This window comes from Ochrobactrum sp. BTU2 (assembly GCF_024539785.1).
Taxonomy (GTDB): domain Bacteria; phylum Pseudomonadota; class Alphaproteobacteria; order Rhizobiales; family Rhizobiaceae; genus Brucella; species Brucella anthropi.
This window is the reverse complement of sequence record NZ_JAHWRG010000004.1, coordinates 387,536-412,921: the sequence shown is the minus strand read 5'-3', so window position 1 is coordinate 412,921 and position 25,386 is coordinate 387,536. Positions and strand designations below refer to the sequence as shown.

Genomic DNA, 25,386 nt, shown 5'->3' with positions numbered 1-25,386 from the left:
TGCGTTTATTCTGCCGCTTCAAGGCCTTTCAGGCCTGCCTGAACGGCTTCGATGGATTTGCGTTCGATGCGGGCATAGTGCTCGAACTCATTAAGCACTTTCGCACCCAGATCATCCTCGAAACGCTTCTGGTTCGGGCTTTCAACAAATTCCTGTGTTTCGTCGTCGCCCAGATTGGACTGGAATATACCGGCAGCACTCACCGGCAGGAAGTCTTCATAGATGATCGGGTCGGACTGAACCGCGCCAGCTTCAATCAGAACCTCAATATCGGTGCCCGGCTTGTAAGCTTCAAGCTTTGCAGCGTCCTTGACCGAATAGGCGAAGTAGCCGAGGCCTTCTTCACGCACGCCAGCCCATGTGTCCGGGAAAGCGGCAAAGGTGCCGCTCAGCGCCTTCACATATTCAGCTGCATTCGAGCCGTCTGGGGCAGGGCGGACAACGGCACGGGTGTCGTTGAGCAGCTTGTCGTAAAGCGCGCGACCCTTTGGCGTGAGCGCCACGCCGCGCTGTTCGATTTCACCGAAACGGGCAGTGTGCGAGCCCGGCGTCCAGGTGCCGTCTGCATTGACGAAGGACACTTCTTCTTCCAGCGCCTTGAACGAGGTCTGGCGCAGAAGGATCGGGCACTTGCGGGTCGGAGGACCTTCGACGACGGCTTTCGGGTTAATACCGCGATCCGGCATCTGAACCTGCACGGCGTCGATGTCGAGCGTGCGCGGCGTCAGATGGTTGATATGTGGGCCCTTGAACGACACGACATCGGCGATCAAGCGATGCGCGTCATGCAGGCGATGGTAAAGTTCGACGCTGACATTGGCATGATCGTGCCAGCGGAAGGTTTCCAGTACTTCAGCAACAAAGGCTTTCGCGTCGTCGTCGTTGAGGCCGCCTTCGGCTTCAGCCTTTTCGACAAAAGCGATGGCTCCGGCAGTGAAGATGTTGCGCTTCAACAGGACTTCTTCCGATTCAGCGCGCAGCTTTTCATCGGCGATCAGGTCGAGGCGCAGAAGCGAGGTGAAGACGCGGAACGGATTGTGCTTCAGTGCCGCATCGTCAACCGGGCGGAAGGCGGTCGAATGAACCGGAACGCCTGCGGCGCTGAGGTCGTAATAGCCGACCGGGAACATGCCCATGACCGCAAAAACGCGGCGCATCATGGAAAGTTCAGCAGCTGTGCCGAGGCGGATAGCGCCGTGACGTTCTTCAGAGATGCGTTCAAGCGAATCTGTTTCCGTCAGACGTTCATGCAGGTGACTGTCATCAGCAAGCACCTTGGCGTTCACATCGGCAACGAGTTCCATCAATGTGCCATAAGCAGGTACTTCCTGCTTGTACATGGCGGACATTGCTGCCGAAAAAGCCGAGCGAATGGCGTCCGGTGAAACGAATTTCTGGTCTTTCATGGCGAAAATTTCCGTCGAGTGGGGCATCTTCGGGTGGTGCATGTCTTGTTTGGGAGGAACATGCATGGATTATGATGAAAATGTATCATATAGACCGTTTTGCGGTTATGCTTGCGACGAAAGCAACTATGTTAATGCGAGAATGGAATGAAGCTGAGCAGAAGACTGATCCCGGACATCGCCACGCTGCAGGCATTCGAGTGTGCCGCCCGTCATGGCAGTTTTACGCAGGCTGCGCATGAGCTCAATCTCACCCAGAGCGCTGTCAGCCGTCAGATCAAGGATCTTGAAAGCCAGCTCGGTGTTCTGTTGTTCGAACGCATCCGCCAGCGCATTCTGCTTTCCGATGCGGGCAGGAAATTTTTGCCGGAAGTGCGGCGTCTTCTGAACCAGACGGAGGACACGATGTTGCGCGCCATGGCTTCGGCGCAATCAACGTCTTCTTTCAGTGTGGCTACATTGCCGACATTCGGCACGCGCTGGCTGATGCCGCGTATTTCAGATTTCATCGAAAAGCATCCCGGCATTGCCATCAATGTCGCGTCGCGCTCCGGTGTCTTCGATTTCGAGGAGCAGCCGTTCGATCTGGCCATCCATTATGGACAGCCGGTCTGGGCACATGCCACCTGCACTTTCCTGTGCAGCGAGGTCATCGTGCCGGTTGCCAGCCCGGCCCTGTTGAAAGCGCGTCATCCGTCCGCCCCGGAAGAGCTTGAGAATGAGCCCTTGCTGCATCTTGCGACGCGGCCCAAAATGTGGGCGCAATGGTTTGAAAGCTGCGGTGTCGAGGGGCGATCGGCTTATCGGGGACATCGCTTCGATCAGTTCTCGATGGTCATTGGCGCGGCGTTGGCCGGTCTGGGTTTCGCGCTTCTGCCGCTTTATCTGATTGAACAGGAATTGCTCAGCGGTGAGCTGGTCATGCTTTTCGAGAAGCCGATGCGAACCGAGAATGAATATTATCTCGTCGTGCCGGAAGGAAAGTTGGAAAATCCGCTGACGCAGGTGTTCTGTCAGTGGATCGCCGGGCAGGTAGGAAATACGGATTATTCGCCGTTGGTTCATTCCAAACCGGAATGAATTGTTGCGCAAATAACGCTGTCCAACCGGCTTTCGCGGCGTGAAATAGGAACAGTCGGGCAGGGTGCCCGTATTCCACTATTTAAAATGGTTGCTCTCAATGCTGAACGATCCGCGCTCCCATGGTCTTTGGGAAAAGACCGCCCCTGCCGCCCCCGAGACGAATGCGCTGCAAGGTGATCTGACTGCGGATGTCGTGATTGTGGGTGGCGGTTTCACCGGTCTTTCGACCGCTCTGCATCTGGCCGAAAAAGGCACGCGAGCCATCGTTCTCGAAGGTATCGAGATCGGTTATGGCGGTTCGGGCCGCAATGTGGGTCTGGTCAATGCGGGCATGTGGGTCATGCCGGATGATTTGCCCGGCGTGCTCGGTCAGAAATATGGAGATCGCCTGCTTGATGTCCTCGGCAATGCGCCGAAGCTCGTTTTCGAAATCGTTGAAAAGCACAAGATCGCCTGTGAAGTAGAGAAGCAGGGCACGCTTCATTGCGCTGTTGGCAAGAAGGGCCTGAAGGAACTTGAAGACCGCCATGAGCAGTGGGCGCGCCGCGGCGCCAATGTGAAGCTGCTTGATGCGAAAGAAACTGAAGCGAAGGTTGGAACCAAGGCCTATGCCGGATCGCTGCTTGATCTGCGTGCCGGTACGATCCAGCCGCTCGCTTATGTGCGCGGGCTTGCCCATGCCGCCATTACCGCTGGCGCGACAGTATTTACCGGAAGCCCGGTGATCGGTGCCAAGGAAAAGAACGGCAAATGGGTGGTCAAGACTGCCAAGGGTTCCGTGACGGCCAACTGGGTGGTTGTGGCGACGAATGCCTACACCAATGCGCCATGGCCGGAAGTGCGTGCTGAGCTGGTTCATCTGCCATATTTCAACATGGCTACAAGGCCACTGTCGGATAATCTGAAAAAGAGCATTCTGCCGGAACGTCAGGGTGTGTGGGATACAAAGGAAGTCCTTTCATCCTTCCGTTTCGACCAACAGGGCCGCCTTGTCTTCGGAAGCGTTGGTGCGCTGCGCAATACCGGCGCTGCCGTGCATAAGGCATGGGCGAAGAAATCGTTGAAGCGTCTTTTTCCGCAGATTGGCGAGGTCGAGTTCGAAGCCGAATGGTATGGCAAGATCGGCATGACCAATGACAGCCTGCCGAAATTCCATCGCCTCGCGCGCAATGTGGTTGGATTCTCCGGTTACAACGGCCGTGGCATCGCGCCGGGCACGGTCTTCGGAAAACTGCTTTCGCAGCTTGTTTCAGGCGAGATCAACGAAGACGATCTGCCGCTGCCGGTCAGCGATCCGAAGGAACAGAATTTCCGCGGTCTGCGTGAAGCCTATTATGAGGCGGGTGCGCAGGTTGCGCATGTCGCCGAGATTGTTATCTGATCTGTTGATCTTTTTACCGGGAATGCGTTTGCGGTTGTCATAAAACCGCATTGCAATTCCTCTAATGCCATCCGCATCTTCTCCATACTTGGAGATACGGATGGCTGTTCGGCAAAACATTCAATGTCTTACAAGCCTTCCGATGGTTATGATTCCGCCGGGAGGCTTTTGCTTTTCCGGGTTCACGTTGCAGGATGTTTGACAGGTGCACCATGAATGGAAATGATCGTGCCTATCGCCATGGCAGTATCTGCGCGCTATCACTTCGCACGCGTCAGGATTGTACCGGCATCGCTGGTCATGCTGGCGAACATTATACAGAAATTCGAGGAGCGAATCCCATGAACAAGATGCTGAAGCGGGCTGCCGTCGTACCTGCGCTTCTTGCTCTTTCCATTGCCGTGGCACAGGCTGATACGCTGACGCTCTATACGTCACAGCCGGAAGCGGATGCGACAAAGACGGTTGAAGCTTTCCGCAAGGCCAATCCGGACACCGATGTGCAGATTTTCCGCTCTGGTACGAGCGAACTCCTCACCAAGCTTGCCGCCGAGTTTTCGGCTGGCGCGCCGCAGCCTGACGTTCTGCTGATCGCTGATGCGGTGACGATGGAAGGTCTCAAGAAGGACAAGCGCCTGCTCGCCTATCCGGAAGCCAAGGTTGATGGTTTTGCTGCGGATAGCTATGACGCCGACAAGACCTATTTCGGCTCCAAACTGATCACCACCGGCATCGCCTACAACACGGGTGCCGCACAGAAGCCGGAACATTGGGCCGATCTCGCCAAGGCCGATTACAAAGGCCAGGTGGTCATGCCAAGCCCGCTTTATTCGGGCGCTGCCGCCTATCTCCTGAGCGGCTTTGCACTCAATAAGGATATTGGCTGGGATTACTTCAAGAACCTCAAGACCAATGAGCTGGCAAGCGTTAAAGGCAATGGCGCCGTGCTGAAGTCGGTTGCGAGCGGCGAAAAGCCATATGGCATCCTCGTTGACTTCATGGCGCTCAATGCCAAGGCCAAGGGTTCGCCGATCGAGTTCGTCTTCCCGTCGGAAGGTGTGCCTGCCGTGACCGAACCGGTTGCGATCATGGCAACCGCCAAGAACGTCGACGGTGCCAAGAAGTTCGTCGATTTCATCCTGTCGGATGATGGCCAGAAGCTGGCATTGGAGCAGGGCTATCTGCCTGCCAAGGAAGGCGTTGGTCGCCCGGCATGGCTGCCGGAAGGCACCAAGATCAATATCATGTCTATCGACACCCAGAAGGTTCTCGATCAGACTGATGCCGACAAGAAGCAGTTCTCCGAGCTGTTCGGCGGATAAGGCATTTTAATGCACATGTTTCGAGATCTTCAGGGCCGTGATGCGGCCCTGATTATTGGTGTAACGCTTATTGTTGCAGTGCTGTCGCTTCTGCCAATGGGCAGGCTGCTGGTCGAACTGGTCGCGCCGCAGGGGCAGTTTTCGACCTCGGCGCTGGTGGAAACGCTTGGCAGCCAGTCGACATGGGTTGCCACATGGCATTCCCTGCAGATTGGCATTGGCGGCGCGCTGCTGGCGCTTGTGTTCGGCATTGTTGCGGCGTTGCTCGTCGGTCTCACCAACATGCGCGGGCGCAATGTCTTTGTGCTTTTCTACGTCACCCCCCTGCTGATTGCCCCGCAGGTAACAGCGCTGGCGTGGCTCCAGCTATTCGGGCCTTCCAGCCAGTTCCTCAAGATCATCGGCATGGCGCCGCCGCTTGGCAGCCGCAATCCGCTCTATTCTGTCTGGGGCATTATTTTTCTGCTTGGCGTGCAATATGGACCGCTGGTCTTTCTGATCGTGCGGGCAGGACTGCGCAAACTCCCACGCGAACTGGTGGAAGCGGGCTTGAGTGCCGGTGCCAGCAAATGGACCGTTCTGCGCACCATCATTCTGCCGCTGATGACGCCATCGATCATCGGTGCTGCTGCCTTGGCTTTCGTGTCGTGTGTCGGCAATTTTGGCATCCCGGCGTTTCTGGGGATTCCATCGAATTACCTCGTTTTGCCAACGCTGATTTATCAGCGTCTTGCGGGCGGCGGTCCAGCTGTGCTGTCCAGCGTCGCCGTGCTGTCGGTTCTGATCGGGCTGATTGCAATGGCAGGGATCGCCGCGCAGGAATATGCCTCGCGCCGCCGCGATTTCCGCATTGTTTCGACGTCGCTGCCTGCTGCACCCTTCGCGCTTGGCCGCTGGCGCGTGTTGGTGGAAGCCGCGGCATGGCTCCTGATTGTTATCGTGCTGTTTCTGCCGTTGATCGGTCTTACGTTGTCCGCTCTGGTTCCGGCCTATGGTGTGCCGCTGACATTTGCGACGGCAACAGCCGAGAATTTCCGTTTCGTGCTGCTTGAACATGCTGGTGCTGCGCGCGCTTTCCGCAACAGTGCGGTTCTGTCGTTGGCGGCAGCATTCTTTGCGGTGCTGATAGCAGTTCCGCTTGCCTATATGCTCGCTTGGCGCAAACGGCGCTGGACGCCGATCCTCAATTTCGCAGCCGAGATGCCCTATGCGTTACCGGGCGTGGTGCTGGCTATTGCTTGCCTGCTGATGTTCTTGAAGCCGCTGCCAGTGGTTGGTGTCAGCCTCTACAACACGCTCTGGATCATCCTCTTTGCCTATCTTGCGCGCTTCTTCGTGCTGGCACTGCGGCCAACGGTTGCCGGGCTGCACCAGATCGACCGTGCTTTGGAAGAAGCAGCGCGTGTTGCGGGGGCGGGGCTTTTCTATCGCCTCAGGACCATTATATTCCCTCTGGTCGCCCCGGCGACGCTTGCAGGCGGCGTGCTCATTTTCATGACCGCCTTCTGTGAGCTGACGGTTTCAGCGCTTCTTTGGGCGTCGGGATCGGAAACGCTGGGCGTGGTGATGTTTTCTTTCGAACAGGCGGGCGATTCCGCCTATGCGGCTGCCATATCCATTCTGGCCGTTGCGGTGACATTCATGCTGATGCTTGCAACAAATCTGTTTGCGCGGCGTCTTCCAAACGGAGTGCTGCCATGGCGCGACTGAAAATCGCTTCTGTTTCCAAGGCCTTCAACGAGTTTCAGGCCCTGTCTGAAGTGTCGCTTGATGTGAAGGATGGCGAGTTTGTTGCTATTCTCGGACCATCCGGCTGTGGCAAGACCACGCTTCTGCGGATGATTGCAGGTTTTGAAGACGTCGATGGCGGCGAAATCCACATTGGTGACAGCCGCGTTTCCCATGTTGATGGTAACGTACCACCTGAGAAGCGGCAGGTCGGTATCGTCTTCCAGAACTATGCGCTCTGGCCGCATATGACGGTCGCAGAAAATGTCGGCTATAGTCTGCGGGTAGCCAAAGTTGCCAAAGCCGAGCGCGAGGCTCGTGTGAAGCAAGCGCTCGCGCTGGTCGATCTCGACGGTTTCGGTGATCGCCGCCCGGCCAATCTTTCGGGTGGTCAGCGGCAGCGCGTGGCATTGGCCCGCTGTCTGGTGGCTGCGCCTTCGCTGGTATTGTTTGACGAGCCACTCGCCAATCTCGACGTGCATTTGCGTGCTTCGATGGAAGACGAGTTTGCGGCTTTCCATAAGCGTACCGGTACGACGATTATCTACATCACGCATGATCAGGCCGAGGCCATGGCGCTTGCTGACCGGATTGCTGTGCTTGATCATGGCAAGCTTCAGCAGTTCGATACGCCGCGCAAGCTTTACGAAGAACCGGCTAGCGAAATGGTCGCGTCCTTCATCGCGCATGGCATGGTTCTGCCTGCTGAGGTCGTGTCCTTTGCGCAAGCGGGACAGTGCGAGGCGCTGGTGCTTGGAAGCCGTGCGCAGGTGCGCTGTTCTGGCATTGAAATGCCGCGTGCCAATGCGCAGCTCTGCGTTCGCGCAGAAGATCTGGCATTGACCGAAACCGGCGGCATCCCTGTGCGGGTCAAGCGTTCGGTCTATCGCGGTGGCGGTTCGCGCATCGAGGCACATCCGCTCACCAAGCCAGATATTCATCTGCATTTTGAAGTGCGCGATCCAGTGCGACTGGAAGAAGGCGATGAGGTTCGCATCGCTATTCGCGGTGGTTGGATCATTCCAACCGATGAAATGCCGGTGAGAAAAGTCTCAACCGGCTTTCCAATCGGCAACAAGATTTAGCTTATTTTTTCTTCATCGCTTCCAAAAGTGCTGCACCGAAACCACCGGTTGATGGCTGCTCCTGTTTGCGCTGTGGAGTGAAGTTTTTGGCAGGCCGCTGGTCGCGGCTTGCAGGATCACGCGGGGCAGGAGCTTCGCCACCGTCCTTGCGCATTGTGAGGCCAATGCGCTTGCGCGGCACATCCACTTCCGTCACGCGCACCTTCACCACATCGCCCGCCTTGACCACTTCATGCGGGTCTTTGACGAAGCGGTCGGCGAGCTGCGAAACATGGACAAGTCCGTCCTGATGCACACCGATATCGACAAAGGCACCAAAAGCCGCAACATTTGTTACCGTGCCTTCGAGCACCATGCCGGGCTTCAGGTCTTTGATGTCATCGATGCCATCGGCAAAGGTTGCGGTCTTAAATTCAGGGCGCGGATCGCGGCCTGGCTTATCAAGCTCGGCGATGATGTCGCGCACGGTTGGCAGTCCAAAACGCTCATCGACAAAGACGCGCGGATCGAGCGCCTTGAGTGCTGCGCTATCCCCCATGAGGCTGCGCACATCGCGACCGCAAGCGGAAACGATCTTCTTGGCAACGCCATAGGCTTCCGGGTGAACGGAGGACGCGTCAAGCGGCTCGGTGCCGTTCGCAATACGCAGAAAGCCTGCGCATTGTTCAAAAGCGCGGTTGCCGAGACGGGCGACTTTCAGCAGTTCCTTGCGGTTCTTGAAGGCTCCGGCTGCATCACGATGCGCGACGATTGCTTCGGCGAGAGATTTTCCCAGACCCGATACACGCGCCAGCAGTGAGGCGGATGCCGTGTTGAGATCAACCCCGACAGCATTCACTGCATCTTCGACCACTGCATCGAGCGAACGCGCCAGACGGGACTGATCGACATCATGCTGATACTGGCCAACGCCGATGGATTTAGGCTCGATCTTGACGAGCTCTGCCAATGGGTCCTGCAAGCGGCGGGCGATGGAAACGGCACCGCGCAGCGATACGTCGAGCTGCGGAAATTCGGCGGCTGCGGCTTCGGATGCCGAATAGACCGACGCACCTGCTTCCGACACGATGACTTTGAGCGGCTTTGGCGCTGGAAGCTCGTTGAGCATATCCACAACAAGACGTTCGGTTTCGCGGCTGCCTGTGCCGTTGCCAATCGCTATCAGCTCGATCTTATGTTTGCGGATCAGGCTTGCGAGCTCGGCCTGGGTACCACGCACATCGTTCTTCGGCGGAAACGGATAGACCGTCGTTGTGTCGAGCAGTTTGCCAGTGTCATCGACGATTGCGACCTTAACGCCGGTGCGGATGCCCGGATCAAGGCCCATGGTGGCACGCGAACCGGCAGGCGCGGCCAACAGCAGGTCTTTGAGGTTGCGGGCGAAGACGTTGATTGCTTCTTCCTCGGCGCGTTCACGCAAGTCGCGCATCAGGTCGAGCGACAGGGAGAGCGAGAGTTTGACGCGCCATGCCCAGCCTGCAACTTCCATCAGCCAGCGGTCGCCGGGAAGGGTTGCGCCGATATTGTAAGCGGCTGCGATTTTGCGTTCGACAGGCTTTACCGGCGAGGTGTCGTCGGCGTCGATTTCAATGTCGAGCGACAGGAAATCCTCGTTGCGTCCGCGCAGCATGGCGAGAGCCCGGTGGCCTGCAACATTTGCCCAGCGCTCGAAATGGTCGAAATAATCCGAGAATTTTGCGCCTGCATCCTGTTTGCCATCGACAACGCGGGAGCGGAGAACAGCACGTTCCTTGAGATAGTTGCGCAGATTGCCGATCAGTTCGGCATTTTCCGCAAAGCCTTCGGCGATGATGTCGCGCGCACCATCCAGTGCTGCCTTCACATCGGCAACTTCACCGGTGACATATTGCGCAGCAATCTCGGTGGGGACCAGCCTGCGGTCGGTCAGAATGGCTTCGGCAAGCGGTCCAAGACCGCGTTCGCGGGCGATTTCCGCTTTGGTGCGGCGCTTGGGCTTATAGGGAAGATACAGGTCTTCAAGCTCGGCCTTGGTCTGAACGCCTGCGATTTTCAGTTCGAGTTCTGGTGTGAGCTTTTCCTGTCCGCGGATCGATTCCAGAATGGACGAGCGCCGCGCCTCAAGTTCGCGCAAGTAAGCGAGGCGCTCTGAAAGCTGGCGCAGCTGCGTATCATCAAGGCCGCCGGTGACTTCCTTGCGGTAACGGGCGACGAAAGGCACGGTCGCGCCTTCGTCCAGCAAGCCAATGGCGGCGATTGCCTGTTCGGGCTTTGCATTGATCTCCGCCGCTATAATCCCAGCAATGCGCTTAATATCGTTGGCCATATTCATTCCAATCTCAAATCTTTACGGCAACATAGTCGGATGTGGGTTCGGCGCAATCAAGGCAGTAACGACGTTCCACAGGAAAGGCGTCGGTTTCCTGTTCACGGCGATGTGAACGAACGGCCTCTTTATAAATCGGATTTACTCAATACTTATATCGGGAAATGACGATACGTATCAAAGGATCAGCGAGGTGACTGCGATGTCGGATGTTCAGTCTATACCCTTGGACGAGATACTCAAGGCGCTCGCCAATCCGGTGCGTCTCGACATTTTGAGCTGGCTCAAGGAACCGGAGAACCATTTCTCCGATCAGCACATGCCTCTGGAGATGGGCGTGTGCGCGGGCCAGTTCGAACGGTGCGGCCTCTCCCAGTCGTCCGTTTCTGCTCATTTGTCCGTGCTGACAAAGGCGGGGCTGATCATGCCCCACCGCGTTGGCCAATGGACGTTCTACAAGCGTGATGAGGAGGCGATAGCCGCCTTCATCAAAGCTGTATCCGATCTTTAATTCACCAGTCCAATCTTTCCCATTTGCCCAATCTTTCCCATTTGAAGGAATGTATCCATGGCCACATTGTTCGATCCAGTTACAATCGGCGATCTGAAGCTTGCCAATCGTATTGTTATGGCACCGCTGACGCGTAATCGCTCACCGCGCGCCGTGCCGAATGATCTCAACGTCACCTATTACGAACAGCGCGCCAGTGCGGGCCTCATCATCACGGAGGCAACGCCGATCAGCCATCAGGGACAGGGCTATGCCGATGTGCCGGGCCTTTATTCCGCCGAACAGTTGGCAGGCTGGAAACGTGTGACCGACGCAGTGCACAGCGCAGGCGGCAAGATCGTCGTGCAGATGTGGCATGTGGGGCGTATTTCACACAACACGTTGCAGCCAAATGGCGGCAAGCCGGTTGCGCCTTCGGCCATCATCGCCAAGTCAAAGACCTATCTTGTGCATCCCGATGGCACCGGCGAATTTGCGCCAACCTCCGAACCGCGTGCACTTGAAAAGAGCGAGCTTCCGGAAATCGTTGCGACCTATGCCAAGGCTGCCAAGGATGCCGTTGAAGTGGCTGGTTTCGACGGCGTCGAAATTCATGCGGCAAACGGCTATCTGATCGATCAGTTCCTGCGTTCGGACAGCAACCATCGTACCGATGAATATGGCGGCTCTATCGAAAACCGCGCCCGCTTCCTGTTTGAAGTGGTGGATGCGATCACCAAGTCGGTCGCGCCAGGCAAGGTTGGCATTCGTCTTTCGCCAGTGACGCCCGCCAATGACGCCTCGGATTCCGATCCGCAGCCGCTGTTCGACTATGTGCTCGACAAGCTCGCCGCTTACGGTCTTGCATATGTTCATATCATTGAAGGTGCGACCGGTGGTCCGCGCGATTTCCAGCAGGGCCCGCAGCCTTTTGACTATGCGCGCCTGAAGCAGGTCTATCGCGATGCTGGCGGCGAAGCTGCCTGGATGGTCAATAATGGCTATGATCGTGAACTGGCGGAAGAAGAGATAGAAAGCGGTCGCGCTGACGTCGTGGCCTTTGGCAAGCCGTTCATCTCGAATCCGGATCTCGTTCGTCGCTTGAAGGATAATTCACCGCTTAATGAGCTGGACCAGCAGCATATGTATGGCGGCGGCGCCAAGGGATATACGGATTATCCGATCCTTGCCTAACAGCGAAAAAGCCCGGCGAATTGCCGGGCTTTTTGTTACAGACGCGCCCGCGTCGAGCGCGGTGTGGCAAGCAGCAGGTTGGTTTCGCTGGCCTTGATGCCCGGCACCAGCCTGATGCGGCGCAGCACGGCATCAAAATCGGTGAGCGTCGCAGCACCCAGTTCCACTACCAGATCGAAGCGGCCATTGGTGGTGTGAACGGCGGAAACTTCCGAGAAGCCGCCGAGCGCCTTGACCACACGGTCGGCGACATTGCCTTCGATTTCGATCATCATGATACCGCGCACCGGCAGATCAACTGCATCGGACCGCAGGATCACCGTGTAGCCGATGATGTCGCCGGACTGTTCCAATCGTTCCATACGGGCGCGGACCGTTGCGCGGGAAACGCCGAGATCGATTGCCACATCCGAAATACTGCGCCGTCCGTTGTGACGTAAAAGCGTGATGAGCTTTTCATCCAGATCGTCCATGTTTTCTCCATTTTGAAAAGCCAATCCGACATTCTGATAAACCAAACCGTTAAAATTGCCAATCCGGTTGCTTCACATCGCCAAGCGTAAATGGTCAATCTAGGGTAATAATTTCTCTGGAGTAGCAGTTTATGCATTGCAAGATTTTGGGATTGCCTGTTCAGGAAGGCACGGGCCGTCTGGGCTGCAATATGGGCCCTGACGGTTATCGCGCCGCTGGCATTGCGGATGCGATTCGCGAACTCGGCCACGAGTTTACCGATCTCGGTAATCTGGCCCCGGCCGAACTGCGCCCGCTGGCCCATTCCAATCCTGTGATCAAGGCGCTGCCGCAGGCTGTTGCCTGGATCGAAGCCATCAGCGAAGCCGCATATCGTGAGAGTGAAGAAGGTTTCCCGATCTTCCTCGGTGGCGATCATCTGCTCGCTGCAGGCACTGTTCCGGGTATCGCGCGCCGCGCTGCAGAAAAGGGTCGCAAGCAGTTTGTGTTGTGGCTTGATGCCCATACGGATTTCCACACGCTGGAAACGACTGGCAGCGGCAATCTGCACGGCACGCCTGTTGCCTATTACACGGGCCAGAAGGGCTTTGAGGGCTATTTCCCGGCCCTGGCAGCACCGATTGATCCCGCCAATGTTTGCATGATGGGTATTCGCAGTGTTGATCCGGCAGAACGCGCTGCGATCAAGCAGACCGATGTTGCCGTCTATGACATGCGCCTTATCGACGAACATGGTGTTGCTGCCTTGCTGCGTCGCTTCCTTAAGCGCGTGAAGGACGAAAACGGCCTTCTGCACGTCAGCCTCGATGTCGACTTCCTTGAACCTTCGATTGCGCCGGCTGTCGGCACCACGGTTCCGGGCGGAGCGACCTTCCGTGAAGCGCATCTCATCATGGAAATGCTGCATGACAGCGATCTGGTGACGAGCCTCGATCTCGTCGAGCTGAACCCGTTTCTCGATGAACGCGGACGTACCGCAACGGTGATGGTCGACCTGATGGCGAGCCTTTTGGGCCGCAGCGTTATGGACCGTCCAACCATCAATTATTGAATTCAAAACTGCATTCACTGCTGGCGGGATCAAATGGTCTGCCGCTGAATGTTAAGGAGCAAGAATGACCCAACCGAACCTGAATATCGTCCCTTTTGTCAGTGTCGATCACATGATGAAGCTGGTGCTTTCCGTCGGCGTCGAGACTTTCCTTAAGGAACTTGCCGATTACGTGGAAGAGGATTTCCGTCGCTGGGAAAGCTTCGACAAGACGCCACGCGTGGCTTCGCATTCCGATGAGGGCGTGATCGAGCTGATGCCGACAAGCGACGGTACGATGTACGGCTTCAAATATGTGAACGGTCATCCGAAGAATACGCGCGACGGCCTGCAGACAGTGACGGCTTTTGGTGTTCTTTCGGATGTTGGCAGCGGTTATCCGATGCTTCTGACCGAAATGACCATTCTGACGGCGCTGCGCACGGCTGCTACCTCAGCGGTTGCCGCAAAGCATCTTGCGCCAAAGAACGCACGCACGATGGCGATCATCGGCAACGGCGCACAGAGCGAGTTTCAGGCCTTAGCGTTCAAGGCAATTCTCGGCATCGACAAGCTGCGTCTTTACGATATTGACCGTACGGCTTCGGAAAAATGCGCACGCAATCTTGAAGGTGCAGGTTTTGACATCGTGATCTGCAAGGATGTCGAAGAAGTGGTCGAGGGTGCGGACATCATCACGACCGTAACTGCCGACAAGCTCAATGCGACGATCCTGACCGACAATATGGTTGGTGCTGGTGTGCATATCAACGCGGTTGGCGGTGATTGCCCCGGCAAGACGGAACTGCACGGCGATATTCTGCGCCGTTCGGACATCTTCGTTGAATATCCTCCGCAGACCCGCATCGAAGGCGAAATCCAGCAGCTGCCGGAAGATTATCCCGTCAATGAATTGTGGGAAGTGATCACCGGCAAGACTGAAGGCCGCAAGGATGCGCGTCAGATTACGCTGTTCGATTCCGTCGGCTTTGCGACCGAGGATTTTTCGGCTCTACGCTATGTGCGTGACAAGCTGAAGGACACGGGCTTCTACGAAAAGCTGGATCTTCTTGCCGATCCAGATGAGCCGCGTGATCTCTACGGCATGCTGCTGCGTCACGAAAAGCTGCTGGAAGGCGAAAAGACCAAGCCAGCGGCCTGATCCGGTCTTTTGAACAGCTTCCACTTTTGGAAGACGGGCTCTACCTGTTGCAACCCTGCCGCGCTTGATGCACGGCAGGGGCACGTTTTCGCAGTCGCTGCGATAAATCCTTGGTGCCTTGCGCGATTTCCATTATTGCAGGATGTGATTTCTGTGATGGGGTGCATCAGGCATGGGCGACAGGGTGGAAAACGAAACATCCTACAGGCAACCGGCGAATGTTGTGCGGTCTGCCGCCAGCCCGGTCGTCTTCTGCGACACGCTGGGCCTTTATCAGGCCCCTGTTGGCCCATCTCTTGATACGGTTGTCTTGTTCGCAAGCCCCTGGGGGCTGGAAGAGCTCTGCACGACACGCAAATTCTGGCGTATCATCGCCGACGGACTTGCGGTGCGGGGGATAGGTTCTGTCCGTTTCGATTGGCCCGGCACGGGTGACGGACGCGACGACATCGACTTTTCCAAAGGGCTGGAGTTCTGGCGCAATACGCTTGCTGAAGCTGCCCGGAAGGCGCGTGACCTGTCCGGGGCAAGCCGCGTCATCATCATTGGACAAAGCCTCGGAGCTGCGATTGCTGCCGAAACTGCGGCCCGGATCGAAGGCATCGCAGCGTTGGCGCTTCTGGCGCCGGTCATTTCCGGGCGGTTCTACACACGTGAACTGGCCGTCTGGTCGAGTATGGTCGATGCCGATCTGGGCCTGACGGACGAGCAAAGGATCAAGAACAGCGTTTCCATCGCATCGCTGACAATGCAGCCGGAAGTGGCCGCCGATGTAAAGAAGATCAATCTTCTGTCGCTGGAGACGAAGCCTGCGCCTCAATGCCTTTTGCTGGCGCGGACGGACCGTCCGAACGATGCCGAATTGGCAACGCATCTGGAAGGGCTGGGCGCCGATGTGACGGTTGAAGCTTTTACCGATTACGACAAGCTGATTTCGAACCCTGTCATCTCGCGCCTGCCGCTGGAAGTCGCGGACCGGCTTGTCGACTGGGCGGCAGGTCTGGCAGGTTCGCAGCCTGCGCAGAACAAGCCGGATGAAAGGGCACTTGGCGGCACTTTGACGGGTGACGGTTTTGTGGAAACGCCAGTGTCGTTCGGTTCCGGCAATCGCCTTTCAGGCGTTCTCTGCGCACCCGTGGGTGAGCGGCGCGGCAGAACGGTCCTGTTCCTCTCCGCAGCCTATGATCGACGTGTCGGATGGGGGCGCACGACCGTCGATATGGCGCGCAAGCTTGCGCGGGAAGGGATAGCGTCGCTGCGCTTCGATATTGCGAATGCAGGCGACAGCCCGCCCAATCCGGGGATGCCGGAACAGGTGCTTTATACCAATGGGGCAGAGGCCGATGTTGCCGAAGCCCTCGACTATCTCGACATTATTGGTTGGGGCCGTCCCATTATCGCAGGACGATGCAGCGGTGCTTTTCTGGGGTTCCACAGTGCCTTGAAAGACGAGCGCATTTCCGGCGCGGTCCTCGTCAATCCGGAGACGTTCTACTGGGCGCCGGGACGCTCGGTAGAAGATGCCGTTCGCGACGGCAAGCGCACGCTGGAGGATTATGGCAGCCGCGCGCTCCGCGCCGAAACATTCCAGCGCTTGTTTCGCGGTGAACTGGATATCCGTGCCATCCTGCGTAACATCTCGCGCGGGGTTGTCGGGCGTATTCGCGGGCTTGCACGCAAGCTTCTGCGCAGCCGCACAGTGGAAGGACGGGCAGTCTATTCGGCTTTTGACGAATTGAAGCAGCGTGAGGTGCCGCTGGCGCTGGTCTATGCCGAAAAGGATATCGGGCGCGAACATTTCAATTTCTATTTTGATCAGGCGGGCGCCAAGCTGCAGGGCTTCGACAATGCGTCAGTCGCCATCATTCCGGATGCCGATCATAATCTGACGCCGGAACATTCGCGCGAGATTTATATCGGCGCGATCCGCGCAATGGCCTTGCGGGGTTAGAACCAGACGATCCGTGACGAACCGGCGATGCGGATTTCTCCAGACGGTTTTTCGAGTGTTGCCTTACGTGGAGCAAGGGCGATGCGTTTCGTCTCGTTGGGAGCAAGGTGAAACCAGTTCTCGGCAGCCCGCCAGTCACCTGCATCGATGCTAACAGATTGGGCCAGAACTGGCGTTTTCAGATCGAGGAACCAGTTTCCGTTCTCTTCGATGGGAGCTACTTCGATAGTGGCGTCGTGAAATGCCTTTGTTCGTCCGAGCGGAAAGTGAAATGCCTCGGCAATCGTAATGTCATTGCGCTTCAGTCGCGCAACGGTCACGTCATGGGCCGGAGGGCCGAAACGATAGGCGTAAGTGACATCGAAGAATGCGCCGAACAAGTCCGTTGCGGCAATGGTGATCGCTGAACGACCGGCAATCGAAAGATCACGGCGGCCGGAAACCACCGGCTGCGAACCGGCGCGCAAACAGGCCAGTTCAAGCGAAAGATCAGCGGATTCTGCCTGCTCATTCAGAACATGAATCGCGAGGCCATTGACGCCTTCATCGGTCAAGGCGACCTGCTGTGGACGGAAGGCGCGTTTCAAACCATGCCATGAGGCTTTGGGTTCGCCGGTCGCATCGATCATGCCCCAACCGGCCCCGGGCAGCAGGTCTTGGAACATCCAGAGAAGCGCACCGAAACAGGTGCTTCCCGGTCTTCTCCACTCGGCGAAGGTCGCTTCCATCACTTCCGCCGTGACAGCGCGGGAAAGGTGGAGATACTGTTCCACATCCTCGCGCCGCAGCCGTGCCGGATCATAGCCGTACAGCATCTCCAGATAGGCGTCCCGCACATCCTCGAAATCCCAGGACACACCACGGTCGCGGGGCACGCGTGCTTTCCAGCGCGGATCGTGAACCGGGGGTACATCGAGATGGGTTTTCAGCGTGCGCGCTTCGGGCACGTTGGAGAAGGCCAGACATTCGGTCGCAAAGCGTACTTCCGCACGTCGCGCATCGTCCAGGGGACGGCAATAAGCGCTGACTCCATAGTAATGGCTGACGCCTTCATTGCTGATGAAGGGAAGGGCGCCATCGCAGGGCGAGTTCGACACATAGGGAACATGGGGGCAAAGCTTGTCAACAATACCGGGCAGGATCTCCTCGGTAAGCGGGCCTTTCCAGGTCGCTTCCGGCAGGCCCATCATTGCGCCCTGCTGGTAAATTTCACTGCCGCCACAAAAGACCGTCAGCGATGGCGCATGTCGGACAGCGGCCAGAAGCTGAGACGCTTCTGCCTGCACTTTTGTGACAAATGCTTCGTCCTTCACCGGATAGTCGAAATTGGCGAACATGAAGTCCTGCCACACCATGATGCCCAGCTCGTCGCAAAGCGCATAGAAATCCGGTGTCTCATAGGCGGTGATGCCGCTCAGCCGCAGCATGTTCATGCCCGCTTCCTGCGCGAGCTTCAGCCATGGCTCGTAATCGTCGCGGGCGCCGGGAAGGCGGACGATATCGGCAGAACTCCATACCGCGCCGCGACAGAAGATTTTTTCGCCATTGATCCTGAGCGCAAAGCTCTTGCCATCTGGTCCACGGTCGACCTCGATGCGGCGAAAGCCGGTATGCCCCAGCAGGCGTAGTTCGCCGTCGAACGAAAGTTCGATATTGTGCATCGCAGGATTGCCGTGCGTATGTGGCCACCACGGCTCGACGCTGGGAAGCGTCAGCCTTGCTGTCCACTGATCGCCGGTCTGGCGTTCGCAGGTGATCTGTCGCCCCGCGCAATGGAGGATGAGCGTTCCGGCTGTGCCGCCATAGATGAAACTGACCGCAAGTTCGCCATCGCCGGTATCGGTCAGTCTTGCCTGAATGCCGATGTCGGATATGGCTTCAGCATAGGAACGGCTGATGGAAATCGAACGCCATGGGCCCACTGCATGCACTTCCGGGCACCAGCCCGGCATATAGCCGAGTGCTGTTGTGCGGATGAGGCGCAGACCCTGCGTGTTCATCAGTTGCGTGCGCCAGCGGGCGCGTGGGCCTTTCTGGCTGAGGCGAGGTGCGAGCGCGCGAAAACACAAGGCAAGCTCGTCCTTGCCGGTCAGCGTAACCGGCAAATCATAACCGAGAAACATGCTGTCGGTTTGTAGCAGCAACTTGCCATTGAAAAAGATGTCGCAAATCGTGGCAAGCCCGCCAAAATGGAGTGTGGCGGGGCCGGGTGTCTCCTCGATATCAAGGAAATACCAGGCTTGCCTGTTATCGAGCGCTACGGGATTGTTTCGGTCGAAATGCCCCGATTTTTCCAGAGCTTCCGCCACTGTGCCGGGTACCGGCGCGTCATTGATCGCCGTACTGGACTTGGCATCATGCGGCGTTTGCGCCGCATCCGGGTCGGTGACAGCAAGCCGCCAGCCGGTCGAGAGCGGTCGTTTGGTCGGGTTTAGTTCAAGCCGCATCGCGACCAAGTTCCGCTGCAAGCGCTGTCGTCATCCGATCCCAGGCATCTGCCGCCGGTTGTAGCGTTCCGGCCAATGCGTCGAATTTCTTGCGCATGACGGCGCGGGCGAGCTGGAACTGAACAGCCTTTGCCGTTTCCGCAATCTGCAAGGCATCTGCCGAGGCCGTTGCAAAGCGCCTGCCTTGTCCGAGCCAGTCAAGATGACTTGCTGTGAGTTCGAAATTCGCGCCGAGCTGGCGCAGCGTGTTGAATGCATATTTATGGAAGAAGCCGAACGGGCGTTCCGCGATTGCTTCAACCTGTCCCGGAAACACGCTGGCAAAGGCGCGGATCGGGTTTTCCTTCGGCCTGCGGACAAAGTGGCGGGGCAGAAGGATTTCGGCAACGCGTCGCTGATGCGCTTCATCCGGCACATGCTTCGGAAACTTGGCGAATTCCGTATAGGGCAGGAAGGGCAGGTCGGCTTCCGTCAGATGACGCTGGAAAACGCCGTCGAAATCCTCACCTTCGAGGTGATAGAAACCGCCATTGTGGAAATAGTCCAGCAAGCGGTTTTCGACGTCCATACGGTTGATGGCGATGGTCGTCTTGCCATGTTCCGTGCGATAGCTGACGCCGTGCGTATCCGGCATGAAGTAGCTGTCCATTTCGATCATGCACAGACGTCCGCGCGCGATCTGCTCGGCGACATGGCTTTCCACATGATCAAAAATCGCAAGCTCCGTCGCCCGAACGCCATAAAGGGCTTCGAGGTCTTCCAGCGGCACCTTGAAGAAGGTGAACTGGTCGCCCTCGAAATCCTGTGTCAGCGTGAAACCGAGCATGGCTTCCGGAGCGACACCCAATGTTGCCAGCACTTCGATCCAAAGATCGACATAGCAGTTTGTTTCCGGCCAGATACGCGTCTGGGCATGCAAAGCGTGCGGCGTGTAACGGTCGGGCGCGATGTTCGGAAAAACTGCCTGCATGGTCGTGATCAGCCCCACAATTCCTTGCGTACGTTTTCCGGCCAGATTTCAACATCCAGACCGTGATGATGGAAGAGCGCCAGCGCGATGCGCTCCAGTCCGAACCCGACGCAGGCCGTGTGCGCCACGGCACCGTCATTGAGGGAGAGGCCCCACTTCACGCCGAACTGGTCCTGATGATAGTTGAAGCTCATGCAAGCGGTCGGCTTTTCGACGCTGGTGATCGGGATCAGCAGCTCGAATTTCAGGTTCTGGTCGCGCTGGTTGTTGACCAGCAACTTGCCTGCGCGTCCGAAGAACGGGTCGTTGGCGACGTCGATTTCGACCGGCAGTCCGACCTTCTTCATCATTTCCGTGCCACGGTCGATCCAGAGCTGGCGGAACGACATCACATCGGCTTCGGTGCCCATGCGCACATACTCACGCATGCGGAAAAGCTGCTGGCGGGCAGGGTCGATCGACGGTTCATGACGGAAGCAATAGGATTGCAGGTCGTAAAGCCCGCCGCCCTGCGGCAGCGGTCCGCGTTTGGCTACAGTCGGATAGAGCGGATAACAGGCCGCAGGCGTCAGCACGATGTCTGTTGCTTTTTGCTCCAGCGTCCAGTCCGTGCCTTCATCCATGCATTTGATGAGATTGACGTGGTCAAGCTCGCAGCCACAGAAGCTGTGCACGGTGCCGGCCAGCTGCGGGAAGCTTTTCATGTAGCCACTTTTCTCGAAAAAAGCGCGGTTCATGCCGGGTGGAAAGCGGATCGCTTCGGCGCCGTCATTGCCTCCGGTACGGTCGATCAGGCGTTCAAACGCCTGGATGACATCTTCGAACTGGCCGGAACGTCCGTAAAGACCTTCCACGCCGGTGTCGATCAGGAGACCGGAATCGAAAAGCCGGTCTAGAAATGATCTCTGAGCATCCATGGCAATTATCCCAAAAGGCTGGTGTTCTGTTTGTGAATGAGCAGCATGGTGGCCGTATTGCCGAGGATGCGCTCGTTTGAAATCATCAGCTGCGCCGAATGCGCGTCACGCAGATGGCGTCCGAGGCTGAAAGGCGTACCGTTCTTGTAGCCCATGATGCCGCAGACCAGCATGGCATGATTGATGATCTGAAGGATCGTCTGCGATGCGGCAATCTTGAGATTGTTCATCGCAATCGCAAAGCCCATCGAGGCCAGCTTGTCCGGATCGTGCTTTGCTTCGCGATAGGTCTTGAGGCAGGCAACGATTTCGGATTTCAGCATCTGAAGCATGTTGGACGCTTCGGCTACGCGCAGAGCGCCCGGCTGCGGCGCACCCGGATTGCGCTTCGCTGCGGCGCGCACGAATGCCTGCGCGCGGTTGACCGCATCGACGGCGATGCCATACCAGAGCGAACTCCACAGCGTATGCGACTGCGCCAGCATGGATTGGGCTGCAATTTCGGCAAAGGGATGCGGCAGGATCTGCACCTTGTCCGCCTCGCCACGGAATACAAAACCTTCCGAGCAGGTGCCACGCATGCCGAGCGTGTCCCAGTCATGGGTCTTTTCGAGCGTGTACTGGTCCTTCAGGAACACGGTCATCACCTGATCCGACGATGCGGCATCCTTGTGGGAGCGCGATGTGATCAGAATGGCATCCGCATAGGTACCATAGGAAATGACGGTGGCGTTCTTTTCCAGACGGCAGATATCACCTTCGACCTCGATGGCGCAGATCGAGTTGCGCAGATCCCCGCCAATGCCGCCTTCGGTCGTAGCCGAAGCAAGCAGCAGCTGGTCCTTTGCGACCTTGCGCATGAAGTCCCGGTGCCATTCAACCGTCTGGCCGTGCTCCACCAGGCTTGAAAGCTTGATGTGATGCATGGCGAAAATCATGGCGCTCGATGCACAAGACTGACCAAGAACACAGCACAGTTCTGCAATCTGGTCGATCTCTGCACTCTCGCCGCCGAATTCGCTCGGCACCTGAATGCCCAGCAGACCTTCGGCCTTCATCGCATCGATTGCTTCACACGGGAAGCGGCCTTCCTTATCGACGCTATCGGAAAATTTACCCGCTATGGCCGCAACGCGGCCCACGCGCTCTGAAAGACTGTTTCCCGCCCCGGCATTCATTATGCGGCCTCTTTGTCCTTGAGAATTTGGGTGATCGTCTGTTCGATGGCCTTGATGCTCGCAAAAGATTTGCGATTGAGATACTGGTCCGGAAATTCGATGTCGAACTTGTCTTCCAGGCCAAGCATGAGCTGGACCGATGCAAAGGAGGACAGGCCCGCGCTGTAAAGGTCGGCATCGTCGGCGATGTCCGTCACCGGGCCCGGCAGGCCGCCGACCTTGGTCAAAAGTTCGCGAATGGATTCATTCATAGTTTAACTCCCTGCATATCCGCTCAAGTCGAAACTTCACGTCTGGGTTGACGCGATACACGATCTATCGAGCTTTCAAAAAAGCTGCGGTAACTGTTCGAAATTCTGCCCCTTTATGCAAGTGATATGTTGCGAATATTAGTTAATCCGCAAGCACACCATCGTGCGTCAGGCTTTATCTGCTCCCGCAAGCCTTTATTTTCTATTGACGCAACTGAATTGCGGCCCGGCTATTCTGCGGACGTGCTTATATAGTTAAATATTCGATGACAAGATGGGTGGCATTGCCCGCAAGGGTTGCGTCCTCTTGTGGTTAAAGAGGGCGGCGCGAATGCCGTGGTGCGGAAATCTGTCCCGTATTGGTAGCAATCGCCATTTCAAAACTGTCGGCAATGCGCCGTGCCCGGTCTATGAAAATGATCGCGGCTTCCGGCGGGAAGATTTCGCGTGCGGTTGTCTCGAAAAGGTCGAGCCAACGGTCGAAATGTTCGTTCTTGAGTCCCAGTTTCAGATGTGGCGCCATGGGGCGGCCTTCATAATTGCCGGTCTTGAGAATAACCGACGACCAGAATGCGGCGATCTGTGCGATGTGATGATCCCAATCATGAACCGCATCGGCAAAGATCGGCCCGATGACTTCATCCTCGCGTGCGCGTCCATAGAAAGTGGCCACTAGTTTCTCGATTGAAACCGGATCGATGGACGGGTGAGGCTGGTTGATGAGAACAGTCATGATCGCTTGTCGATTGCCTTTCGCCGGGTAGCGGGCTTTGGGCCGGATATAGTCGCTGCACCGGCCACAATCCAGTGAAGTGTTGCCGCATGGCCATCAACTTCCCGTTGGCGAAACTGCTGCCACGATTTAATAGTCTAAATGTCTAATATAGTTGAGGGAGAGATGAATGCGGGTGTTTCTGCTTGCGGGTCTGTTGACCCTGGCGACAACTGGGGCAGGCTTTGCTGCTTCGTGCGAACAGAATTTCAAGTCCGAGGGTGTTCCACTCGTAACAGCGATTAGCTATCGCTCGACACAAAGCTTTGCCGGTGTGAAATCATCGACCGCCTTGCAGCGTCTGGCGCAAGCCGTCGCAGCCGAAGGGTTTTCGGGCATCAAGGTCAACAAGCAGCTCGCTTCGATTGACGCGTTTCAGGAAACAACCGGATCGGGTCGCATCCAGACCTTGCGCGTCACTGCACGGGCGCAGGGTAAAGGCACTCGTGTCGATGCGATCTTCAGTATTCAGGCGGGGCAGGCGACCAACAAGTCGGTGGTACGCGAAGGGCTTTGTCGCATCATCGCAGCTGCAGCGAATTAAAACTTATAGCCTGATGGCCATCGCCGTCAGGCTATCTTTTGCATCAATTCGATACGATTGCCGAACGGATCGTGGATGTAGCAACGCTCATAACCGTGCAGCGGCTCATCCCCGATGGTTTCGATGCCTGCTCGCGTCAGATGCGCGATCGTGTTATGGAGGTTATCGACCAGAAATGCAGGGTGTGCCTTGCGCGCAGGTGCGAAAGGACGTTCGACGCCCAGATGAAGCCTGATTGCTCCATTCTCAAACCAGCAACCGCCACGAGCCGCCAGATTCTCAGGCTTTGGAACTTCCGCAAAGCCGAGGGTCGAACCATAAAAATCGCGCGCTTTCTGTAGGGGGGTACTACCTTTGTCACACCGGAGAAGCTCGTTAAAATTCCCCCAAGTGACTGTTTGTTAAAGTGAATTCCGAAAACAAGAATATTGGTGCCGCAGATGGCAATGCAAATATTGCGGTAGAAATTCGGAAAAACCGCGCATTCTCTTTCAAGTGTCGCTCATTCTGATGCCATAAGTGACGCATTGCGTCTCATGAGCGCATATTTCCCCACAAACCCCGAAGAATAAGGCTATGGAGGCCGCTTCAATGAAAACGCTCGGGAAATAAACGCCTCAATAGGGGGCTGTATGAGGGAATGGGCGGAAAAAACATAACATTGAGGTCGGCACTTTGTGCCGACCTTACTCTTTAATTGCCGACCTATTTTAACCTGTTGAATAATAACGAATTTTACGGTTCGGCGCGAAAGCGAGACAAAAATGAAGGTCGGCAGTTGAAAAATGCCGTCAGCGTTAGAAAGGGGAGACTTGGTAAACCCAACTAACGCGTTAAGATTGATGCGCGGCGAGCACCATCACCTTTTACGCCGCTTTAGTCCAGCGACGTAGCCATAAGTTCTTTCTAGCTCATCGTTTGCTAATTCCTTCAAACTGACAGCTTTGAACTCACGTTTGATGTACGCACGCATGGCGGCTTCGTCTTCGGGGTTCTTAGTGTTGGTCTTAATGTAAGCGATCTTCTTGTTCCGCCACGCATCGCCATTTTTCACTGGCGCAGAAGCTGACGAGTTCAAACGACCAAGCCACATGTTAAGGAACTTCCGAGCCTTGTCGAAGTCCTCTAACTTTATAAGGTGGTAACTAGTTACCCCGCAGTGCTTGTTAAGAGATGACCATACCGACCGATGGGTCTTTGGCATCTTCTTTAATAACGATTCGGTCTCGACTATCTGATCTACTAGATCCGTCAAAATCCGCTTCTGGCTGTCCTGTATATGTTCAAGGCCCGGTTTCGCCTCAACCTTGGTACGGGTTATATGCTGTTGCGTGTTCACGATTTGAACCTGTGAACCCGCCCCAACAAACCCGATCCCTGAAACATTTCCTTTGATGACTTGCTTTTCAAAGCCAATCTCTTTGGCAACAGTTTCTGTGTTCTGAGAGCGAACGCCCGTAAGCACGTACTGGATATCAACTCCTGAAGCGGCGGCGGTCGCCATAAATTGCGCCTTAAAGTCACTTTCCCCCGCCTCAATATTGCGAAGGCCTATACGGCTTACTCCCAAGAGCCGTGCGAAACCAGCTTGTGTGTAGCCAAGTCGATTGCGCTCTTCGGTAAGACGCTCCCCGAAATCCCTTAAATTCATACCACCCCACGCATGTCAATTGCGCTTGACATGTATAGCGCACTT

At 56.6% G+C, this 25,386-nt stretch carries 21 protein-coding genes and 1 pseudogene; 11 read left to right on the top strand and 11 right to left on the bottom strand.

Annotation, left to right across the window (positions count from 1 at the left end; all coding sequences use genetic code 11):
- Window positions 1-5: 5 nt before the first annotated feature.
- On the bottom strand, window positions 6-1,406 hold the full coding sequence (locus KWJ32_RS14460; protein ID WP_040129138.1) for a VOC family protein: 1,401 nt from the start codon (window positions 1,404-1,406) through the stop codon (window positions 6-8).
- Between the two features lie 147 nt (window positions 1,407-1,553).
- On the opposite strand from KWJ32_RS14460, the gene KWJ32_RS14455 reads away from it, so the two are divergent.
- From KWJ32_RS14455 to KWJ32_RS14435, 5 genes are all read left to right on the top strand, one after another.
- Complete coding sequence (locus tag KWJ32_RS14455) at window positions 1,554-2,486, top strand: LysR family transcriptional regulator (protein ID WP_010659530.1); 933 nt, start codon at window positions 1,554-1,556, stop codon at window positions 2,484-2,486.
- A 100-nt stretch (window positions 2,487-2,586) separates the two neighbouring features.
- Window positions 2,587-3,870, top strand: coding sequence for an FAD-binding oxidoreductase (locus tag KWJ32_RS14450; RefSeq protein ID WP_012091520.1), 1,284 nt, complete (start codon window positions 2,587-2,589; stop codon window positions 3,868-3,870).
- A 341-nt stretch (window positions 3,871-4,211) separates the two neighbouring features.
- Window positions 4,212-5,192 (top strand): ABC transporter substrate-binding protein, encoded by a 981-nt coding sequence (locus tag KWJ32_RS14445; protein WP_012091521.1) that lies wholly within the window; start codon window positions 4,212-4,214, stop codon window positions 5,190-5,192.
- A 9-nt stretch (window positions 5,193-5,201) separates the two neighbouring features.
- The gene (locus tag KWJ32_RS14440; RefSeq protein ID WP_012091522.1) at window positions 5,202-6,902 is read left to right on the top strand and encodes an iron ABC transporter permease; all 1,701 of its coding nucleotides are present in this window, start codon (window positions 5,202-5,204) and stop codon (window positions 6,900-6,902) included.
- A complete protein-coding gene (locus KWJ32_RS14435) occupies window positions 6,890-8,005 on the top strand; it encodes an ABC transporter ATP-binding protein (RefSeq protein ID WP_012091523.1) in 1,116 nt (371 codons plus the stop codon). Before KWJ32_RS14440 ends, KWJ32_RS14435 begins: the two co-directional genes overlap by 13 nt.
- Before the next feature lies 1 nt (window position 8,006).
- On the opposite strand, the gene KWJ32_RS14430 is transcribed toward KWJ32_RS14435, so the two are convergent.
- The gene (locus tag KWJ32_RS14430; protein ID WP_040130079.1) at window positions 8,007-10,310 is read right to left on the bottom strand and encodes a Tex family protein; all 2,304 of its coding nucleotides are present in this window, start codon (window positions 10,308-10,310) and stop codon (window positions 8,007-8,009) included.
- Window positions 10,311-10,512: 202 nt separating this feature from the next.
- Between KWJ32_RS14430 and KWJ32_RS14425 the strand changes: the two genes are divergently transcribed.
- Together KWJ32_RS14425 and KWJ32_RS14420 are read left to right on the top strand one after the other, a co-directional pair.
- Window positions 10,513-10,821 (top strand): helix-turn-helix transcriptional regulator, encoded by a 309-nt coding sequence (locus KWJ32_RS14425; RefSeq protein WP_012091525.1) that lies wholly within the window; start codon window positions 10,513-10,515, stop codon window positions 10,819-10,821.
- Window positions 10,822-10,878: 57 nt separating this feature from the next.
- Complete coding sequence (locus KWJ32_RS14420) at window positions 10,879-11,994, top strand: alkene reductase (protein ID WP_012091526.1); 1,116 nt, start codon at window positions 10,879-10,881, stop codon at window positions 11,992-11,994.
- Window positions 11,995-12,029: 35 nt separating this feature from the next.
- Here the strand turns inward: KWJ32_RS14420 and KWJ32_RS14415 are convergent, their stop codons facing one another.
- On the bottom strand, window positions 12,030-12,467 hold the full coding sequence (locus KWJ32_RS14415; RefSeq protein WP_010659538.1) for an Lrp/AsnC family transcriptional regulator: 438 nt from the start codon (window positions 12,465-12,467) through the stop codon (window positions 12,030-12,032).
- 131 nt (window positions 12,468-12,598) lie between these two features.
- Here KWJ32_RS14415 and rocF point away from each other — a divergent pair, with 131 nt between their 5' ends.
- From rocF to KWJ32_RS14400, 3 genes are all read left to right on the top strand, one after another.
- Window positions 12,599-13,519 carry an arginase gene (gene rocF / locus KWJ32_RS14410; RefSeq protein WP_012091527.1) on the top strand — a complete coding sequence of 307 codons (921 nt, stop codon included), beginning with the start codon at window positions 12,599-12,601 and terminating at the stop codon, window positions 13,517-13,519.
- A 64-nt stretch (window positions 13,520-13,583) separates the two neighbouring features.
- Window positions 13,584-14,660: an ornithine cyclodeaminase gene (locus KWJ32_RS14405; protein WP_012091528.1), complete on the top strand. Its 1,077-nt coding sequence runs from the start codon at window positions 13,584-13,586 to the stop codon at window positions 14,658-14,660.
- Window positions 14,661-14,832: 172 nt separating this feature from the next.
- A complete protein-coding gene (locus tag KWJ32_RS14400) occupies window positions 14,833-16,611 on the top strand; it encodes an alpha/beta fold hydrolase (protein ID WP_012091529.1) in 1,779 nt (592 codons plus the stop codon).
- Here the strand turns inward: KWJ32_RS14400 and KWJ32_RS14395 are convergent.
- From KWJ32_RS14395 to KWJ32_RS14370, 6 genes are all read right to left on the bottom strand, one after another.
- Window positions 16,608-19,058 carry a glycoside hydrolase family 2 protein gene (locus KWJ32_RS14395; RefSeq protein ID WP_012091530.1) on the bottom strand — a complete coding sequence of 817 codons (2,451 nt, stop codon included), beginning with the start codon at window positions 19,056-19,058 and terminating at the stop codon, window positions 16,608-16,610. The genes KWJ32_RS14400 and KWJ32_RS14395 overlap by 4 nt on opposite strands.
- Window positions 19,048-20,028 (bottom strand): DUF1839 family protein, encoded by a 981-nt coding sequence (locus KWJ32_RS14390; protein ID WP_012091531.1) that lies wholly within the window; start codon window positions 20,026-20,028, stop codon window positions 19,048-19,050. The genes KWJ32_RS14395 and KWJ32_RS14390 overlap by 11 nt, the downstream gene beginning before the upstream one ends.
- A gap of 8 nt (window positions 20,029-20,036) precedes the next feature.
- Window positions 20,037-20,945, bottom strand: coding sequence for an amino acid--[acyl-carrier-protein] ligase (locus KWJ32_RS14385; RefSeq protein WP_012091532.1), 909 nt, complete (start codon window positions 20,943-20,945; stop codon window positions 20,037-20,039).
- Window positions 20,946-20,950: 5 nt separating this feature from the next.
- Complete coding sequence (locus tag KWJ32_RS14380) at window positions 20,951-22,123, bottom strand: acyl-CoA dehydrogenase family protein (RefSeq protein WP_010659545.1); 1,173 nt, start codon at window positions 22,121-22,123, stop codon at window positions 20,951-20,953.
- Window positions 22,123-22,374 carry an acyl carrier protein gene (locus KWJ32_RS14375; protein ID WP_012091533.1) on the bottom strand — a complete coding sequence of 84 codons (252 nt, stop codon included), beginning with the start codon at window positions 22,372-22,374 and terminating at the stop codon, window positions 22,123-22,125. The genes KWJ32_RS14380 and KWJ32_RS14375 overlap by 1 nt, the downstream gene beginning before the upstream one ends.
- 313 nt (window positions 22,375-22,687) lie before the next feature.
- Window positions 22,688-23,107 carry a group III truncated hemoglobin gene (locus KWJ32_RS14370; RefSeq protein WP_010659546.1) on the bottom strand — a complete coding sequence of 140 codons (420 nt, stop codon included), beginning with the start codon at window positions 23,105-23,107 and terminating at the stop codon, window positions 22,688-22,690.
- A gap of 169 nt (window positions 23,108-23,276) precedes the next feature.
- Between KWJ32_RS14370 and KWJ32_RS14365 the strand changes: the two genes are divergently transcribed.
- Window positions 23,277-23,690: a hypothetical protein gene (locus tag KWJ32_RS14365; RefSeq protein ID WP_012091534.1), complete on the top strand. Its 414-nt coding sequence runs from the start codon at window positions 23,277-23,279 to the stop codon at window positions 23,688-23,690.
- 26 nt (window positions 23,691-23,716) lie between these two features.
- Here KWJ32_RS14365 and KWJ32_RS14360 read toward each other — a convergent pair.
- Window positions 23,717-24,028, bottom strand: a pseudogene (locus KWJ32_RS14360) (VOC family protein); the annotation flags it as partial.
- 521 nt (window positions 24,029-24,549) lie between these two features.
- Window positions 24,550-25,341, bottom strand: coding sequence for a helix-turn-helix domain-containing protein (locus KWJ32_RS14355; RefSeq protein ID WP_256886030.1), 792 nt, complete (start codon window positions 25,339-25,341; stop codon window positions 24,550-24,552).
- Between the last annotated feature and the right edge of the window lie 45 nt (window positions 25,342-25,386).